The sequence below is a fragment of the Candidatus Binatia bacterium genome (assembly GCA_036493895.1).
Taxonomy (GTDB): domain Bacteria; phylum Desulfobacterota; class Binatia; order UBA1149; family CAITLU01; genus DATNBU01.
The window spans coordinates 1-17,444 of sequence record DASXOZ010000019.1; the positions used below are offsets into that span (position 1 = coordinate 1).

Annotated in this window: 18 protein-coding genes and 3 tRNA genes; 10 read left to right on the forward strand and 11 right to left on the reverse strand. The window is 66.7% G+C overall.

All coding sequences use genetic code 11. From position 1 onward, the window contains the following. Positions 1-12 precede the first annotated feature (12 nt). From VGK20_05080 to VGK20_05095, 4 genes are all read right to left on the reverse strand, one after another. Positions 13-85 (reverse strand) — tRNA-Arg (locus VGK20_05080). Positions 86-236: 151 nt separating this feature from the next. After that, entirely contained in the window at positions 237-1,019 is a 783-nt protein-coding gene (locus tag VGK20_05085; GenBank protein ID HEY2773409.1) for a hypothetical protein, read from the reverse strand. Between the two features lie 51 nt (positions 1,020-1,070). After that, a tRNA-Ser gene (locus tag VGK20_05090) sits at positions 1,071-1,163 on the reverse strand. Positions 1,164-1,262: 99 nt separating this feature from the next. After that, a complete protein-coding gene (locus VGK20_05095; GenBank protein ID HEY2773410.1) occupies positions 1,263-1,907 on the reverse strand; it encodes a TetR/AcrR family transcriptional regulator in 645 nt (214 codons plus the stop codon). A gap of 457 nt (positions 1,908-2,364) precedes the next feature. Between VGK20_05095 and VGK20_05100 the strand changes: the two genes are divergently transcribed. The 3 genes from VGK20_05100 to VGK20_05110 all read left to right on the forward strand — a co-directional run bounded on the left by VGK20_05100 (position 2,365) and on the right by VGK20_05110 (position 3,622). Further along, positions 2,365-3,003 (forward strand): hypothetical protein, encoded by a 639-nt coding sequence (locus VGK20_05100; GenBank protein ID HEY2773411.1) that lies wholly within the window; start codon positions 2,365-2,367, stop codon positions 3,001-3,003. Between the two features lie 182 nt (positions 3,004-3,185). Continuing rightward, the gene (locus VGK20_05105; protein HEY2773412.1) at positions 3,186-3,401 is read left to right on the forward strand and encodes a hypothetical protein; all 216 of its coding nucleotides are present in this window, start codon (positions 3,186-3,188) and stop codon (positions 3,399-3,401) included. Beyond that, positions 3,398-3,622, forward strand: coding sequence for a hypothetical protein (locus tag VGK20_05110; protein HEY2773413.1), 225 nt, complete (start codon positions 3,398-3,400; stop codon positions 3,620-3,622). The genes VGK20_05105 and VGK20_05110 overlap by 4 nt, the downstream gene beginning before the upstream one ends. Before the next feature lie 100 nt (positions 3,623-3,722). On the opposite strand, the gene VGK20_05115 is transcribed toward VGK20_05110, so the two are convergent. Beyond that, positions 3,723-3,812: transfer RNA gene (locus tag VGK20_05115), tRNA-Ser, on the reverse strand. 145 nt (positions 3,813-3,957) lie between these two features. Between VGK20_05115 and VGK20_05120 the strand changes: the two genes are divergently transcribed. Further along, positions 3,958-5,022, forward strand: coding sequence for a glutathione S-transferase (locus VGK20_05120; GenBank protein ID HEY2773414.1), 1,065 nt, complete (start codon positions 3,958-3,960; stop codon positions 5,020-5,022). A gap of 84 nt (positions 5,023-5,106) precedes the next feature. Here the strand turns inward: VGK20_05120 and VGK20_05125 are convergent, their stop codons facing one another. The 3 genes from VGK20_05125 to VGK20_05135 all read right to left on the reverse strand — a co-directional run bounded on the left by VGK20_05125 (position 5,107) and on the right by VGK20_05135 (position 7,872). Beyond that, complete coding sequence (locus VGK20_05125; GenBank protein ID HEY2773415.1) at positions 5,107-5,985, reverse strand: NAD(P)-dependent oxidoreductase; 879 nt, start codon at positions 5,983-5,985, stop codon at positions 5,107-5,109. A gap of 92 nt (positions 5,986-6,077) precedes the next feature. Then, complete coding sequence (serS, locus tag VGK20_05130) at positions 6,078-7,355, reverse strand: serine--tRNA ligase (protein HEY2773416.1); 1,278 nt, start codon at positions 7,353-7,355, stop codon at positions 6,078-6,080. A gap of 73 nt (positions 7,356-7,428) precedes the next feature. Next, on the reverse strand, positions 7,429-7,872 hold the full coding sequence (locus tag VGK20_05135) for a YraN family protein (GenBank protein HEY2773417.1): 444 nt from the start codon (positions 7,870-7,872) through the stop codon (positions 7,429-7,431). 111 nt (positions 7,873-7,983) lie between these two features. On the opposite strand from VGK20_05135, the gene gatC reads away from it, so the two are divergent. The 5 genes from gatC to VGK20_05160 are packed head-to-tail and all read left to right on the forward strand — an operon-like array spanning position 7,984 to position 12,366. Then, on the forward strand, positions 7,984-8,280 hold the full coding sequence (gatC, locus tag VGK20_05140) for an Asp-tRNA(Asn)/Glu-tRNA(Gln) amidotransferase subunit GatC (GenBank protein ID HEY2773418.1): 297 nt from the start codon (positions 7,984-7,986) through the stop codon (positions 8,278-8,280). Positions 8,281-8,284: 4 nt separating this feature from the next. Then, positions 8,285-9,763, forward strand: a complete 1,479-nt coding sequence (gatA, locus tag VGK20_05145) for an Asp-tRNA(Asn)/Glu-tRNA(Gln) amidotransferase subunit GatA (protein ID HEY2773419.1) — start codon at positions 8,285-8,287, stop codon at positions 9,761-9,763. Beyond that, positions 9,760-9,882 (forward strand): hypothetical protein, encoded by a 123-nt coding sequence (locus VGK20_05150; protein ID HEY2773420.1) that lies wholly within the window; start codon positions 9,760-9,762, stop codon positions 9,880-9,882. Before gatA ends, VGK20_05150 begins: the two co-directional genes overlap by 4 nt. Beyond that, on the forward strand, positions 9,879-11,348 hold the full coding sequence (gene gatB, locus VGK20_05155) for an Asp-tRNA(Asn)/Glu-tRNA(Gln) amidotransferase subunit GatB (GenBank protein ID HEY2773421.1): 1,470 nt from the start codon (positions 9,879-9,881) through the stop codon (positions 11,346-11,348). The genes VGK20_05150 and gatB overlap by 4 nt, the downstream gene beginning before the upstream one ends. A 7-nt stretch (positions 11,349-11,355) precedes the next feature. After that, the gene (locus VGK20_05160; GenBank protein ID HEY2773422.1) at positions 11,356-12,366 is read left to right on the forward strand and encodes a glycosyltransferase; all 1,011 of its coding nucleotides are present in this window, start codon (positions 11,356-11,358) and stop codon (positions 12,364-12,366) included. A 100-nt stretch (positions 12,367-12,466) separates the two neighbouring features. Here the strand turns inward: VGK20_05160 and VGK20_05165 are convergent, their stop codons facing one another. Next, on the reverse strand, positions 12,467-13,345 hold the full coding sequence (locus tag VGK20_05165) for a glycine betaine ABC transporter substrate-binding protein (protein ID HEY2773423.1): 879 nt from the start codon (positions 13,343-13,345) through the stop codon (positions 12,467-12,469). Between the two features lie 129 nt (positions 13,346-13,474). Continuing rightward, a complete protein-coding gene (locus tag VGK20_05170; protein HEY2773424.1) occupies positions 13,475-14,509 on the reverse strand; it encodes a glycosyltransferase family 2 protein in 1,035 nt (344 codons plus the stop codon). A gap of 223 nt (positions 14,510-14,732) precedes the next feature. Here VGK20_05170 and VGK20_05175 point away from each other — a divergent pair, with 223 nt between their 5' ends. Next, positions 14,733-16,091, forward strand: a complete 1,359-nt coding sequence (locus VGK20_05175; GenBank protein ID HEY2773425.1) for a hypothetical protein — start codon at positions 14,733-14,735, stop codon at positions 16,089-16,091. 41 nt (positions 16,092-16,132) lie between these two features. Here the strand turns inward: VGK20_05175 and VGK20_05180 are convergent, their stop codons facing one another. Beyond that, positions 16,133-17,224 (reverse strand): zinc-binding dehydrogenase, encoded by a 1,092-nt coding sequence (locus VGK20_05180; protein HEY2773426.1) that lies wholly within the window; start codon positions 17,222-17,224, stop codon positions 16,133-16,135. Positions 17,225-17,444: the final 220 nt, after the last annotated feature.

A 17,444-nucleotide genomic window follows, 5' to 3' on the forward strand; every position in this document is an offset into this window, starting at 1 on the left:
CTGAAAACAAAGTGCGCCCGGCAAGAGTCGAACTTGCAACCCCCAGATCCGTAGTCTGGTGCTCTATCCATTGAGCTACGGGCGCGTGAGCCTCAGGACGAGGCAAGGTCCCGCGTTATAGCGACGCCGGAGCGACCGCGCAAAAAGCGTTCGCGCGACGGCACAAGCCCGGCGCCCAGCGCAAAACTCCCCGGCAGAAAGCAAAAAATCGGCGCGAACCGCGAAAGCGGGCGCCGCTAGAACGGCGCCCCTTCGTGCACTGGTGGCAATTCCTGCCCTGGAGGCAACGGCTTCACCGCCGGCTTCATCGGACCGAGCTGCGCTCCGCCGCCCTCGGGCTCGGACCACGTCTCGCCGCTTCGCATCTGCGTGAAACACTTCGGCGCAAAGTGCAGCGACTTGACGGCTGCAAGAAGCTCGGGGCTGTCGTGGTCGGGAAGGTCGACCCTCGCGGTGGCCCAGTCGAAGCTGAGCACCCACGGATCGAGCCACACACTGGCGAGCAGGTGTCGCTGGTCGGCCGGCTGCGATTTGCCGACGCCCGCGCGGCGGCCCGAACGTCCTTCCCAGCGCCACAGCGCCCACACGCCGGTTTCGTTCTCGCGCATGGCCGGCGGCGGCGAAGTGTGCATGTCGAACTTGGGCTTGATGAAGTCGAGCTCGTAGCCGATGAACGCGCGCAGCGCCTCATCGCCGCCCATTCCGGAAACCGCGAATGCCGAGCTGCGGTTGTCGGTGAGGTACACCTTCAGTGCGAACTCGCCCTTGTGCCAGAGCACGTAGTCGGCCGTGGCCGACTGCAGCACCCAGTCGGGGCCCGGAAGATCGATCGTGAAGCACGGCCGCCCAACCCAGTTGTGGGCGTAACGATATCCGGCGTCCGTGGACTCGGTGAAGTAAGCCGGTCCCATGTCGTCGCCCTGGGCGCGGGCGCCGGCCGGAGACGGGTTCATCGTGCACCCCGAAGCCGAGACCAGCCCGGCAAGGGCCACCGCAGCTGCAATGGATCGCGTCAGCAAGCCTTGGTCCTCATTGGCGATATCGTGAAGGAACCTGGAGTGGAATTCTAATGGCGGAGAGGGAGGGATTCGAACCCTCGGTGGGACTTTTGGTCCCACACGCGATTAGCAATCGCGCACCTTCGGCCTCTCGGTCACCTCTCCGTGGTCGAACGCCTGTGGCGGAAGGGGTCTCTTGTACCTGACCGTCCTTTGATCTCAACCGGGCCCGGCGGCCCCGGCTCCGCCTTTTCGCCGCGCGCGTCAGCCCACGTCGGCGCCGACCAGGCGGTCGACGATCGTGATCGAGAACGGCATCAGCGTCAGAAGGTCGCTGCCTTCCTTGGCAAGCCAGTGGGCGAGAATGGGATGCGGAATTGCAAGAATGTTGGTGGCCAGCAACTCGGCGGGAATCCCGCGCTTGAAGATCCCCTCGTCCATTCCCTGCTGGCAGATGTCGGACAGGCGGCGGTGGAAGTCGGCCTGTCGCGCCAGCGCCTCGTCGGCCAGCTTGTTGCGCAGCTCCCACTGAAAGCCGTTGGTCGCCGACACGTACAGGCGGAACTGGCGCGCGTAGCGATGGAAGTGCTCGAAGTAGTAACCGACTACCGCGTGCACTTTTTCCAGAGGGCCGCGAGCCTCGTTGACCCTCTCCTCGATCATGTCGAAGAACGTGTCCTGGGCCCGCGAGATCACCGCGCGATAGACGTCCTCCTTTGAGCGAAACATGTTGTAGAGCGTGCCCACGGAGATCTCGGCGCGCTGGGCAATATCCTCGACCGAGGCGCCGGCGAAGTTGGTCTCCGCGAACACCTCCTCGGCGGCGTCAAGGATGAGATTGAGGCGAAACTGCTGCTCACGCTCCTTGCGGCTGAGCTTGCGTACCTCTTCTGGAGTTTGTTCCGACACGTACCCCTCAAATCTCCAAAAAATGAACCGGTGTTCAACGCCTATAGGCTGCGGCCAACGTATGAGTCAACTCCCCTGCCCCCGGCCTTGCGGGTGGGCGCAGGGGGGTTCCCTTGGTGGCGGTCCAATGCACCGTTGCGAGCCGGAATCTCGCACGGATGCGATGCCTTGGGCGAGCATCGCGTTATTGCAAGATCGCGGGAGGTGACGGCTCCATCAGGGCAAAGCGTGGCTCACGTGAGGACATGCCTGTGGAAATCAGCAAGCCCCTTTTTCGGGGTCCAGCGAATTTCGATAACATTCCGGTTATTTAGGCTGCTGTCAGCTCTGTCATTTCCACGAGCAAGATAGCGTTCCCCCTCCGGATTTTGGCCCCTTGCCGCCACCGTTTGGACGGGTGCCGCGGCGGCACGCTTCTTGATACTCCCGGCCGTACAACAAGGGGGAATGTGCTTTTATGAATCAAAATGAGACCGCCGCCACCAACGCCAAAGCTTCGGGTCCGGTCCAGCGCCGCGAGCCCAATCCTTATGGCGGGAACTTCATGCTCACGCCGTCGCTGATGGAGTACCTGACCCCGGACCTCACGCTTCCGGAGCAGTACTACATGAGGCACCAGGGCGACGACGGCATGGGACCCGAAAGGGCCCTCATGTACGCCGTCCTGAAAGACGCCATCCGCTCCTTCTACAAGAACGTCGGGGCGACCCGGCGCAAGTACAAGAAGGTCCTTGCCGAGGCCGAGAGCTGGCTGAGCGAGGACTCCTGGGACTACCCGTTCTCGTTCCTCGTCATCTGCGAAACCCTGAGCATCGACGCCGTCTGCCTGCGTTCGCGCCTGTTCGCCTGGCGCGACGCCGAGCTGCGCCGCCGGGCGATGACCGGCGAGAAGAGCGGCAGGCCGAGCGGTCGCAGCCCCTTCCCGAGCCCGATCCACAGCGAGAACATCGACCACCTCTCCATCGACACCGACATCGACCTCGACCAGGACGCCGACCTCGGCTTCGGCGGCGAGGGCGACTCGGACTTTGACGGGATGACGATGAGCCTCGAAGACGTCTCGGACGAGGACTCGATGGGCAACTTCGCCGCCTAGGCGGCAGGACCCCCGCGGGGTTGGGCCTCTTCCCCCAGAGACCGCCCACCCTGCAAGCTTGCGTCTTTCCTTGGGGCGCGAGCAGTTGCGGCGACCCGCTCTCCCCGGCGGGTCGCCGCTTTTTTCTTCTCCAACCGCGATTGCTGCCCTCCGGCGATACCCGGCGTAGTTTCCTCAACGTCATGCCCACCGTGACGCTCAAGGCGCACTACGACGGCAGCCGAATCCTGCTGGACGAGCCGTTCGAGATCCCCGCCGACTCGCCCTTGATGGTCACCGTTCTGCCTGTCGCCGGGGGAGCGATGGACCAGGATGCGCTGTCCCTCGCCACGCGTGCACTGTCGCGGGCGTACGGCGACGACGAGCCCGACTACTCGGGAGCTGACGTCTCGCGATGAAAGAAGGCGACGTCGTCCTGACGCCGCTCCCCCAAGCCGACGGCCGGCCCAAGAACCGTCCGGTGGTGGTGCTGCGGACGGCACCCTCGCTCATCCGTCTGGGATTCCTTGCCGTCCTGCCCGCTTCGAGCTTTCTCGGTTCGATCGGCTCGATCAGTCGCGACCGCCATCGCCGGCTTCTCCGACGACTTGCCGAGCACCTGCTCGGCGCGAAACCTTGACGGTCCACCGAGGACGAGCGGGCGCCACGCTTTCCCGGACAGCGGAATCACGATCTCCCGGGCCACCAGCCCGTCGAGATAGACCCGCGGGAAGCGGAAATGGCGGAGGGGGCGGGATTCGAACCCGCGGACCCTTGCGGGTCGCCGGTTTTCAAGACCGGTGCCTTAAACCGGGCTCGGCCACCCCTCCGATTTCGGGACTCCAGGCGGCTGGTGCGACGGCGCCGGGCCGGCGCATTCGCCCTTGCGGTCGCGCGCCCGGAACCTAAAGCGACGCCGGCCAAAAGGCCACCGTTCTGGCTCCGCGGGGCCGGCGCCGCTATACCCTGCGGGCCATGACCGAGAACTATATGCTCTACACGATGCAGAACAGCCCGTACTCGGACAAGATCCGGGCGTTCCTGCACTACAAGAAGCTGCCCGTCACCGAATGCCTCGAGAATGCCGAGACGCGCTTCTCGGTGCTGCAGGCGAGGACCGGCAAGACGATGGTGCCCGTCGTCATCACGCCCGACGACAAGGCGATGAACGACTCGACCGGCATCGCGGCATACGTCGAGAGCGTCGCGCCCGAGCCTCCCACGCGCTGGAAGGATCCGGAGACCGACTGCACCGCGATGCTGCTCGAGGACTACGCCGATGAGTGGCTGGTGCGCATCATGCTCACGTCGCGCTGGTACCACCGCGAAGACGCCGCGCAGAACGCCGCCATCATCGCATGCGGCATGACCCACGGAGTTCCGGGCCTCGACTTCCAGCGCGCAGCGCGGGAGTTTCCGCCCGGCATCATCTCGACGCTGCCGAAGATGGGTGCGACGCCCGAGAACGCCGACGGCTGGTACGCGATGCTGCCGCGCATTCTCGAAGCGCTCGATGCGGCGCTGACGCGGTCGCTTTTCCTCACCGGCGCCGCGCCTCACCAGGCCGACTTCGCGTTCTACGGGCAGCTCAACCAGATCCGCCGCGATCCGACCGGCAGCAAATGGATCTTCGGCGCGCCGGCGCGCGTCGGCCAGTGGCTCGAGCGCCTGGAAGCGGCCTTTACCGGGCGTCTCAGTCCGGCCTCCGCAGCGCTCGACGACATCGACACGCTTGCGCCGCTCGTCGAGGAAATGGCATCGACGTACCTGCGCATGCAGGTGGCCAATGCGCTGGCGGTCGATGCCGGTGCGAAGCAAGTGCGGGCATCGCTGCGCGACGGTTTCGAATTCGAGGCTGCGCCGGCCAAGTACAATGCCAAGCTTCTCGCTGCCAACCTCGATACGCTCGAAGCGCTGTACTCGAGAGGCCTCGAGCTGCCGGCGGCGGTCGCGGGACCGATCCTTCGCGAGCTCAAGCCGCTTGCCGATTCCGGATCGCCGCTGCTGGAAGGGCGACGCTCGCTGGCCGGAGTGCTCTAGAGGCCATCCCGCCGGTCCGAGGTTTTTCCGCGACCGCTAACTCGATCGGCAGGCGAAGCGTCGTCGCTCGCGCAGTTCAGCCCGCTACGCTTTTTCGTAAGCGAGGGTCATTGCCTGGGTGCCGAGCTCGCCGCCGCCGAGCGCCTCGACTTTCTCGAGCAGCCCCTTGGCGAGCACCGTCCCGCGAAGCTCGTCCAAACCTTCGCCTGCGGGAGTCTCGAGCACCAGGCGCAGGTCCTTGAGGAGGTGCTTGACCATGAATCCCGGTGCGAAGTCGCGGGCGAGCACGCGCGGCCCGAGGTTGGCGAGTGCCCACGAGCCGGCGGCGCCGGTGCTGCAGACTTCGACGACGAGCGACGGATCGATGCCCTGCAGGCGTGCGAGAGCGATCGCCTCGGTAAGCGCGACCATGTGAAGCGCGCCGAGCACCTGGTTGCAGAGCTTGACCGCCTGGCCGGCGCCGGCCGGACCGCAGTGTTTGGCGAATTTCCCGACGGCGCGAAAGACCGGCATCGCTGCTTCGAAATTGCGCGCGTCGCCTCCGACCATGATCGTCAGCGTCGCTGCGCGCGCCCCTACATCGCCACCGGTGACAGGGGCATCGAGGAATGCGATTCCCGCAGTTGCAAGTCTAGCCGAAAACTCACGCGCGGCGACTGGTCCGATCGTGCTGAAGTCGATGACCAGAGTGCCGGACACGCACGTATCGGCAATTCCGCCGACGCCGAACAGGACCTGCTCCACGTCGCCGACATCGCTGACGCAGAGCGCGACCGCGCCGGCGTCGCCAACGGCGTCGGCAATCGACTCGGCTCGCGTCGCTCCGGCCGCAAACGCTTCCTGCGCGGTTGCGCGACCATCGCTGCGATTCCAGCCGTGCACCGTGAAACCGGCGCGGCAAAGGTTGGCGGCCATCGGTCCGCCCATCGTGCCGAGCCCGAGGAACGCAAGATCAGTCGACATGAGGATCCCCGGCGGTGGTCTCGTCACCTGCCCTGTGTCTCCACCGACTCGTCAATGCCTTCTCCGCTGCCGTTTCGAGGCAGCGGACCCGTTCACACCACACCGCGGATCAAAGTCTGCCCGCCCATGAAAGGCACGAGCGCGGGCGGCACCTCGATGGCGCCGTCGCCGCGCTGGTAAGTCTCGAGGACACCGATCATCACGCGAGGAAGCGCCAGCGCGGACCCGTTGAGCGTATGGACGAGCCGTGCTTTTCCGTCGCCGTCTCGGAATCGGATGTTGGCGCGCCGTGCCTGGAAATCGGTGAACAGCGAGCACGAGCTCACCTCGAGCCACTCCTTGCAGCCCGGCGCCCAGATCTCGATGTCGAACTTGCGCGCTGCAACGAACGAAAGATCGCCGGTGCACATCTCGACGATGCGGTGCTGAAGGCCGAGTCGCCGGCAGACCTCTTCGGCCGCCGCCCGAAGGCTGTCGAGCTCGGCCTCCGAATTGTCCGGATGCACGAACTTGACCAGCTCGACCTTGTCGAACTGGTGCCCGCGCTTGATGCCGCGCACGTCGCGGCCGGCCGACATCTTCTCGCGGCGAAAGCACGGCGTGTACGCAACGTGGCGGATCGGCAGCGCCGAGCCGTCGAGGATCTCGTCGCGATACAGGTTCGTCACCGGAACCTCGGCCGTCGGGATGAAATAAAAATCGTCCTCGGCGTCGCGGTACAGGTTGTCGCCGAACTTCGGAAGATTGCCGGTGCCGACGAGGCATTCTTTTCGCACCATGGCCGGTGGATAGATCTCGGTGTAGCCGTGCTCGCGCGTGTGCAGGTCGAGCATGAAGGAGATGAGCGCGCGCTGCAGCCGGGCGCCGTCGCCGCGCAGCACGTAAAAGCGCGTACCCGAGATCTTGACGCCGCGCTCGAAATCGATGATTCCGAGCGACTCGCCGAGGTCCCAGTGGGGTCGCGGCTCGAAGTCGAAGACCCGCGTCGGCGCCTCGGTGCGAAGCACGCGGTTCTCGCGGTCGTCGGCGCCGGGCGGCACGTCCGGATGCGGGAAATTCGGCAGCTCGAGCATGCGCTCACCGAATTCCTTCTCTGCCTGCTCCAGCTCCTTCTCGAGAGAAGCCAGGCGTTCCCCGAGCGCGCGCACCGCGGCCTTGGCGGCTTCCATCTCGTCGCCGGGCTTCATCGCGCCGATCTTCTTCGACGACGTCTTGCGCTCGGCGCGAAGCTGCTCGACGACGACGATGAGGTCGCGGCGGCGCTTGTCCAGGCCGATGACCCGATCCACTTCCTCGCGGGCGCAGCCGACGAGGGCGAGCCTCTCGCGCGCGAAGTCGCCCTGTTCGCGAAGGATACGGATGTCGAGCATGTCGTGGCGCCTGTCTGTTCTTGCCGGGCCGGGGCCGGTTTTAGCCGGCCGCGGGGGCCGGGAAGTGCCGCATTCAAGGGACGGAGGCGCAGTCAAAGGCATTCGCGACGTGCGTGCAAGCGCCGTCGGATGCAACGGCAATCACGTCGAAACGGGCGGCGCGTCCGAGCCATCCCTGGCCGCTTAGAAACGCCGTTGCCAGGCGTGACAGGCGCCGCTGCTTGCGGGCGTCGACCGCCTCGAGCCCCGTGCCGGCTCGACGCGCCTTGACCTCGATGAAGACGATCACGCCGTGATCGAAAGCAACGATGTCGATCTCGCCGAAGGCCGTCCTCGCGTTGCGTGCGAGGATCTGCATCCCCTGCCGCTCGACGAAAGCACAAGCCGCGTCTTCGCCGCGCCGGCCGAAGACGTGGCGGGGGTCCTCCCGTCGGTCGCGGCCGGCAGGACTTGACGCCGCCCGGTCGCGCGAAGGGAGCCGAGGAGAGGGCCTGAAAATATCCATCGGCCGGAGCATCGCCTCGCCGCGCGCCGCCGGTCAATGCCACGGAATGCATGAAACGCAGCAATAAACGCGGATGGAAAGCGCTTTTGCGACGCTTCCGATCCCGTGTTACTCGCAGCCGTCATGGCCATTCGTGAAGAGGACGTCGCGCGAGTCGCGACCCTGGCCAGGCTGCGGCTTCACGGCGACGAGGTGCGGCGCCTGACCGAAGACCTCGGGCGCATCCTCGACTACGTCGACAAGCTGGCCGAGCTCGATACTTCGGGCGTCGAGCCCACCTCGCACGTGGTCGCCGTCTCTGCACCGTATCGCGACGACCGCTCGCCCGAGCGCGACGCCGACACCGTTGCCGAAGAGGCCGTCCGGAACGCTCCGCGGCGCGACGGGCACTTCTTTGCGGTTCCTCCGATCATCGAGTGACGTCGTGACGAGTCTCAATGAGCTGGCGGTCGAGGACGCATCGCGCCTTCTTCAATCGCGCGAGATCAGCTCGGCCGATCTGACCGAGGCCTGCCTCGCGCAGGTCGACGCGACCGAGCCGAGCGTCGGAAGCTTCCTCACGGTCACGGCCGACGTTGCACGCGAGCACGCACGGCGCGCCGACGAGCGCATCGCTCGCGGCGAAGCGACGCCGCTTACCGGCATCCCGATCGGCCTGAAGGACATTTTCCTCACGCGCGGCGTCGCAACCACGTGCGCGTCGCGCATCCTCGAAGGGTTCGTGCCGACGTTCAACGGCACCGTCGTCGAAAGGCTCGAACGCGCCGGCGCGGTGCTCGTCGGAAAGCTCAACATGGACGAGTTCGCGATGGGCTCCTCGTGCGAGAACTCGGCCCTCGGCACCACGCACAACCCGTGGGACCTGGGCCGGGTGGCCGGCGGCTCGTCGGGAGGCTCGGCATCGGCGGTAGCCGCGCGGCAGGTGCTCGCGACGCTCGGCACCGACACCGGCGGCTCGATCCGCCTTCCCGCGTCGTATTGCGGCATCGCCGGCATCAAGCCGACGTACGGGCGCGTCAGCCGCTACGGCGTGATCGCATTCGCATCGTCGCTCGACCAGGTGGGACCGATGGCCGCGAGCACCCGCGGCGCCGCGCTGATGCTGCAGGCCATCGCCGGACACGACGAGCGCGATTCGACGTCGATCGACGCGCCGGTCCCCGACTACACCGCGACGATGACCGAGAGACTCGATGGCATGGTCCTCGGCATCCCGAAGGAATACTTCATCGGCGGCCTCGACCTCGGCGTCGATCTCGCTACGCGCGCGGCACTCGACCAGCTGCGCGAGCTCGGCGCAACGCTCGTCGAAGTCTCGCTGCCCCACACCGAGTACGCGGTGGCGACGTACTACATCGTCACGTCGGCGGAGGCGTCCTCCAACCTCGGACGCTACGACGGCGTGCGCTACGGGCTGCGCCGCGGCGAAGAGAACGGTGTCCGCGAAATGTACGGCGAGACGCGCGATGCCGGCTTCGGGGCCGAAGTAAAGCGCCGGATCATGCTCGGCACGTACGTGCTGTCGGCCGGCTACTACGACGCCTACTACGCCAAGGCGATGCGCGTGCGCACGCTGATCCGCCGCGATTTCGAGGAAGCGTTCCGCACGTGCGACGCGATCGTGTCTCCGACCGCGCCCGGCACCGCGTTCGCGATCGGCTCGCGCACCGACGATCCGCTGAAAATGTATCTGTCGGACATCCTGACGATCTCGGTGCCGCTGGCCGGCCTTCCGGCCATGTCGATTCCGTGCGGCTTCGACGACGACGGCCTTCCGGTGGGCCTGCAGATCATCGGAAAACCGCTCGACGAAGCGGGGATCTTCCGCGTCGCCGCGGCCTACGAAGGCTCGACCGAGTGGCACCGCCGCGTTCCCGCCATCGCGCAAAGGAAGTCCGCGTGAGCGGCCTGGTCGAAATGAAAGGCCGCGTGAGCGGCCTGGTCGGAAGAAAAGGCCGCATGAGCGGCCTGATCGGAAGAAAAGGCCGCGTGAGCGGCCCGATCGAAAGGAAGAGTGCGTGAGCCGCGCGTCCTTCTACGAAGAGGGCGGATTCGAGGTCATCGTCGGCCTGGAAGTCCACTGCCAGCTCGCCACCGAGTCGAAGCTGTTCTGCAGCTGTCCCGCTTCGTTCGGCGCGGGGCCGAACGAGCACACGTGCCCGGTCTGCCTCGGCATGCCGGGCGTGCTGCCGGTGCTCAACCGTCGCGCCGTCGAGTTCGCGATTCGAGCCGCGCTCGCGACGGAAAGCAAAATCCGCCCGACGAGCCGCTGGGCGCGCAAAAACTACTTCTACCCCGACATGCCCAAGGCCTACCAGATCTCGCAGTACGAAGAGCCGTACTGCGAGCACGGCCGCGTGCGCTTCGACGTCGACGGACAACCGCGCACGGTGCGCCTCACGCGCATCCACATGGAAGAGGACGCCGGCAAGAGCGTCCACGACCTCAGCCCCAAGTGGTCGCTGGTCGACCTCAACCGCGCGAGCGTTCCGCTGCTCGAGATCGTCAGCGAGCCGGACATCCGAAGCGGCGCCGAGGCCTCGGCGTACCTGCGCAAGCTGCGCTCGATCGTGCGCTATCTCGGCATCAGCGACGGCAACATGAACGAAGGCAGCATGCGCTGCGACGCCAACGTCTCGCTGAGAAAGCGGGGCGAAGAGAAGTATGGCACCCGCACCGAGACGAAGAACCTGAACAGCTTTCGCTCGGTCGAGCGTGCGATCGCCTACGAGATCGAGCGCCAGGCCGAGATCCTGCTCGACGGTGGCCGCATCGTGCAGGAGACGCGCCTGTGGGATGCCGACCGCAACGAAACGCGCCCGATGCGCGGCAAGGAAGACGCGCACGATTACCGCTATTTTCCCGAGCCGGACCTGATGCCTCTGGTGATCGACGATGCGTGGATCGAGAAGGTGCGCGCGCAGATGCCGGAGCTTCCGGACGCGCGGCGCGCCCGCTTCGTGGCGTCGTACGGCCTTCCGGAATACGACGCCGACGTGCTGACGGCCAGCAAGGAGCTGGCCGACTGGTTCGAAGCCGCCGTCGCCGCGCATCCGAACGCGAAGGCGCTGTCGAACTGGATCATGAGCGACGTGATCCGCATCGCCAACGAAGCGGCCGTCGACGGAGAGGCCGACTACACGAAGATCCCGCTGTCGCCCGCGCACCTGGCGGGCCTGGTCGCGCTGATCGACGACGGCACCATCAGCGGCAAGATCGCCAAGGCCGTGCTGCCGAAGATGATCGAAAGCGGCGACGACGCGCGCACCGTCGTCGACCGCGAAGGCCTCGTGCAGGTGACCGACGAAGGAGCGATCGTCGCGGTCGTGGACCGTGTGCTGGCGGCCAACCCCGACAAGGTCGCCGAGTACCGCTCGGGAAAAGACAAGTTGTTCGGATTCTTCGTCGGCCAGGTCATGAAGGAGAGCCAGGGCAGGGCGAACCCGGCCTCCGTCAATCGCCTCCTCAAGGAGCGCCTGGCCGGCTGACGCGCTCGTGGCGGGACCGGCCCATGTCTGTGCCGTCGTCGTTCACTACGGCGATCCCGCGCTCACGCGGCGCTGCCTCGACAGCCTTTCCGGTCTCGACGAAGTCGTCCTCATCGACCAGCCGCCGCGTCTTGCGGGCGACCATCCCCGCGTCACGCGGCGCATCGAAACGGCAAAGAACATCGGCTTTGCCGCAGCGTGCAACCGCGGCGTCGACGCGGCTGCCGGCCCGTTCGTGCTGCTGCTCAACAACGACGCGGTGCTTGCCGACGGCGCTGCCGCGGCGCTCCGGAGAGCGCTCGCGACGCTCGACGAAAACGTCGCGGGCCTTTGCCTCAAGCTGCTCGATCTGGACGGCGTGACCATCCAGAGCGCCGGCGGCCTGTGGTTCTCGCGAGACGGCATCGGCTTTCCGCGGGGTTTCGGCGAGCTCGACCGCGGCCAGTACGACCGACTCGATGCGAACGAGATCGGCGTTCCTTCCGGCGCCGCCGCCGTCTACCGCACGTCTGCGTGGAAGCAGGCCGGCGGAATGAGCGAGGAGTTCTTCTGCTACTGCGAAGACGGCGACCTCGGCTTGAGGATGATCGCGTCGGGCAATCGTTTCGCGTGGGCTCCCGACGTCAAGGTGCTGCACGAGCTATCGTCGGCAAGCAGCGCACACTCGCTGTTCAAGGCCTACCACGTCGAGCGCAACCACTTTGCGACGATGCTGCACTGCGCGCCGGTTGCGACGCTGCTGGCGCTTCCATTCTGGACGGCGGCCCGAATCCTCGGCCTGGCGAGCGATGCGCTGACGGGACACGGCGCCGGCGCCGGCCTGCGGCGCGAAGCCTCACCGCTGGCACTCGCATCGACGCTGCTGCGAGCCTGGGCCGGAGCGCTCGTCCTGCTGCCCGGTGCGCTGGCAACGCGGCGCGCACTGCTGGCGCGTCACCGCCGCGCGCCCAGAATTATCGGCCGTTTCCTGGCAACCCACCGCACCACCCTCGAACAACTCCGCCGCTCCCGCGACTGATACACGAATGGCAGCGCGTTCAGGCGCGCGAGTGAGCACAGGAGCTCGGCGCCTCTTCTTCGGAGCGGGCCACGCGCGGGCAATCGGCGTCCGCAGCCTGCTAGAGCATGCTGGCGTTGGCGACGAGGTACTTGACCCCTTCGGAGAGCGCCTGGTGGTCGTTCTCCACCATGTCGTTGGCACGACGCATCGTTTCCGCCGTCACGAGGTTGGCCATTCCGTTGATCGCCGACTCGAGCCCCGCGTACTTCTGCAGCGAAGCGCGCCGCACGACCGGCACCGCGCGATTGGGTGCGAAGGCGTGGTGGTCGTCGTTCAGCGCACGAAGGCCCATGCGCGACAGCGCGGCGTCGGTCGGATATCCGACGACGACGTCCGCTTCGTGGCTGTTCAGCACCTTGTAGAGATCGGCTTCCGGAACGGTCTTGATCTCCCCGACTTCCAGTCCGTAGACGCGGCGCACCAAAGGCCACCCGTCGCTTCGCGACTGGAACTCGAACGGAAACGCGGCGCGCCAGGTGTGGAACGCCTGTTTTGCTTCGGTGATCGAGAGTGCAGCCGTTCCGCCGCGCACGACGAGCGCGAGCGGATTGTCGTAACCGAGAGGCTGCTCCCAGACGAGGCCTGCGGGATCGTACTCCGCCCGCACGCGGTCGAGAATAACGGCGGGTCCCTGGTTCAGCACCGCCATTGCTGCCGGTGAGCGGACGATGGTCGCGATCGCGGTGGCGGTGTACTCGACGTAGACGTCGATCTTTCCCGCCCGCAGTGCAGAATCGAGGTCGCTCGTGCTGCCCATGTCGAAGTTGCGCTGGACCGGAAGCCCGGCGCCTTCGATCTGCTCGGCCAGCATCTCGACGAGGATGCGCTGCTCGGTGGTGCTCTTTCCGCCCACCACGACCGGCGCAATTTTTTCTTCTTCGCTGCTGCAGCCGGCAACGAAGACGGCCAGCACGACGGCCAGAATCGACAGTTTCATCGTCCCCCTCCGGACGGTCCCGCGCTCGGCGCCCCCCGGCGCCTGTCGATGCGGTCCCCCCGACGTCCTCTTAGCACGAAAGCGAACCGTGATTCGAGCGCGCCGAATTGCGCGGCGCGGCAGGTACTCTCAGGCGCGGGGAAGGGTTTCGCGGTCGGCTCCGCCCGGAACGACAAGCCCGATTCGCGGAGGGGTCAGCGGCACCGACGGAACCGAAAGGATGTCGTAGATCATCGCCTGCACGATGCCGAAAAGGCCTGCCGCCGTGGTGAACGCGGCAACCATGACGGTTCCCGCTGTCGCCGGCACATCGTAGACCGACGAGTGCACCCAGCTTCGCACCCCGAACACGACGCCGAACACCGTCAGCGGGATGCCGACCGCCAGCAGAAGCGATACGGCCGAAAAATCGAGCACGAGGTAACGCAGCCAGAGCCGCCTCGTGAACGCGCGAGCGTGCTTCGCGGCGAATTCGAAAAGACTGCGCGCGACCGACAGGTGGCTCGACTCCGCGCCGTAGCGTGCCGGGATCGCGACGTCGACGGCCACGGCCCGCACCACCGAGAGCTCGGTCAGCATGCTCGACTCGAAGAAAAAGCGGTCGTCGAGCTGGTCGAGGTCGATCGCGGAAAGAGCTTCGCGAGAGATCGCAGTGTAACCGTTGGTCGGGTCGAGCAGCGTCCAGTAGCCGGTGGAAAGCTTGGTCATCAGCGACAGGGCTGCGTTTCCGAACAGGCGCACCGCCGGCATCGCGCGGATCTCGCGCGAATGTACGAAACGGTTGCCCTTGGCGTAATCGGCTCGTCCGAGCGCGATCGGCAGCACCAGGGACGCAAGAGCAGTCGGGTCCATCTGCCCGTCCGCATCCATTTTCGCGACGATCTCGGCACCGTCGGCCAGCGCACGCACGTAGCCGCTTCGCACCGCCGCGCCGACTCCGCGATTGGTCGCGTGATCGACACGGACGACGCGGTGGTCTGCGGCCGCGACCTCGTCGACGGCTTTGGCCGTCGCGTCCGTGCAGCCGTCGGTGACGACGACGATGCTGCGGACGAAGGGCGGAACGGCACGCAGGGTGTCGGCAATCCACCGCTCGGCCTGGAAGGCCGGCACGACGACCGCAATGTGCAGAGAGGCCAGGGCCTGTTCGAGCTGGGCGTTCAACGGGCGTTGGCCGTAGCGCCGGAGCGGGGCACAGGCAAGCCTGGCCCCCTGCGCGGCGGCCGTGAGGGGCGTTTCGGCCGGGCGCGCGCCCGATACGGCTCGCTGCCGGCCCGGGCAGCCCGTCCCGGAACCGGACAGGGGACGGTGTGAGTCGGGACCGCCCTGCCGCTACGATCACGGATCAATGCACCGGTGTCGGCCGGATCGCGGGGAGCCCGGGTACATGAATCGCCGCATACTCACGCTGGTCGCCGTCGCCCTTGCCTGCAGCGCCGCGCCCGCATCCGCAGCATCCCCGGGCCAGTACAGCCTCCAGGAGCGCAGCTACAACTACACAGGCGAGCCCAGCGGCTGTCGCAACATCTTCGTCAGCGGCAAGCTCGTTCGCATCGAGGATTGCGGGGCCACCAGCGGAAAAGGGTACACGCTGGTGCGGCCGGACCGCAACCTCGTGACGACGGTCAGAGCTGCCGACAAAATCTGCGAAGACCAGCCGCTCGAGCAGTGGCTCGCGAAATATTCCGGCAATCTTGCCGCTTCCGCCTGGAGCAGCGACACGTTCGTCGGCGTGCTCTTCGCGCTCGACAGGAACGAAGCGTTCGCGCGATCGGGCAGCGACGACACGGTCTCGGGAACGGCGGCGCGAAAGTACACGCTGGCCGCTGCCGCCTCGGTCGATCCCACCGCGAGCACGACGTTCTGGCTTGCTGCCGATACGGGACTGCCGCTGCTCATGGAAAACCGTTTCGGGGACAACCAGTACTCGGTGCGCACGCAGTGGACCGCGCCGGTCGTCGCGCCGCAGAGTGCCGCGCTGTTCGAGAAACCCGCAAACTGCGCCGACGTCACCGCGATGCAGCAGATCGGCTTCGCCTCCGCCGGAGCAACGGGGACGCTGCTCTCGGCAACAGGGGCTTTGGTTTCTGCACCCGGAAAAACCGCACCCGCGCGGCCTTCCGGCATTCGCAGCGCCATTTGCGACGGCAGCCGCCTCGTCGATGTCTCGGCAGAGGGCGGCGCGAAAAACGCCGTCTCACAGGCCGGAGACGGCGGCCTCGCGTTTCGCGTGCAATCGGGCGCCGTCGATCCCGGCGCGTGGTGCCTGCTGATGCCGGAAGAGTATGCGGCGTCGCGCCGTCCGCTGCCGGTGCACGCCGGTGCGGTCTCGTCGGGACCGTGCCCGGATGCGATCCGCTCGAAACTTTCCAAGGCGCGCTCGCGGGAAGTCGCCAAATGCCGCCTGCTCGGGGAAATCCAGGGGCTCGGCAGCGTCGTCGTCGCCGAGTACGCCCGCAGCCGCCGCGACCGTCTCGCCGCCGTCGCGCTGCTGGACGGCGATCGTGTGCTGATCCAGGACCTGGCCGGCAGCCGCGACGACAACTACGTCTGGCGCGTCGATGACGGCGGCATGTTCGATCCGTCGGCGTTCCGGCTGCTGTTTGCGATGCAGGGCCAGGCAGGCTCACCGATCGAGATCGGCTATTCGTGGAACGGCGCCGAGGGCGAGAGCCTCGCGCTGCTGCGCTCGACGGGAAACGAGCTGGTCGAAGTGAAGTCCGGCTTCCGCCACCGCCAGCGTTGATCGGGAAGGGCACCCTGTAGTGCCTACCCGGGCAGTGCGCGTCAGTCGTGGATCACGACGCTGCGGATCGCGTCGCCCTTGGTCATCTCCGTGAACGCGTCGTTGATGTCGCCGATCTTGATCCTGTGCGACACCATGCCGGCCAGGTCGAGGTCGCCCTTCTTTGCGAAGTTGACGTACTTGACGAAGTCGTGGCGCACGTCGGCCGAGCCGTACATCGTGCCGATGATCGCCTTGTTCTGCAGCGGAATCATGCCGCCGGGAACGGACGTCTCGTCCATGATCGACGGGACGCCGACCCACACGCAGCGGCCGCCGGGACGCGTCATGTTGAGCGCCTGACGCTGCAGGGCCGTGTGGCCGACGACTTCGAACGCGAAGTCGGCGCCGCGTCCCTCGGTCATGCCCTGCACGAAGTTGACTGGATCGGTGACCGCCGGATCGCACGAATGCGTCGCGCCGAATTTCGTGGCCGATGCGCGCTTGGCCTCGTTGAGGTCGATCGCGATGATGCGGGCCGCACCCGCGATGCGCGCGCCCTGGATCACCGACTGCCCCACTCCGCCGCAGCCAATGACGGCGACCGTCGAGCCCTTGGTAACCTGTGCCGCATTGAGCGCCGCGCCGACGCCGGTGGTCACGCCGCAGCCGATCAGGCAGGCCTGCTCGAGCGGGAAATCCGACGGTACCTTGACGAGCGCCGCCTCGTGGACGATGGCCTCTTCGGCAAACGTCGCAAGACCGCCGACTGCGCCGAACATGCGGCTGCCGTCGCTTCTCACGAATGGGAATCGGCTCATGCCGATGGTCTGGCCGCGCTCACAGCAGAACGGCTGGCCGTTGGTGCAGAAGAAACACTCGCCGCAGATCGGCACGAAGTTGCCGATCACGTGATCGCCGGCCTTCAGGCCGCTCTTGCTGTCGACGGCGGATACGACGACGCCCGCGCCCTCGTGGCCGAGGATGCATCCCGGCGGAATCGGAAGCTTGCCTTCCCAGATCGAGAGGTCCGAGTGACAGACCCCGCTGGCGACCCACTTCACGTGCACCTCGCCCGGCTGGGACGGTGCATCAAGAGTCAGCTCCTCGACGGGCATCGGTTCGTGATTCGCAGTGAAAAGACAGGCTTTCATGGGCGGGCTAGATACCGAACGTTCGTTGCAAAGAAAACCCGCCCGAGGGTCCGCCGAACCCGTTTGGACGGACCCTGACGCGGGAGTACCCTGCGCAGCGGGGCCGACGCGATCTCGCTTTCGCGAATGCTCGAAACGGTCGTAGTGACCCGGGATTCGGGGCGGCGAGCACCCCCATTCGCGCGTCAATTCTGGTCGCGGGGACGGCGGCCGGCGGGAC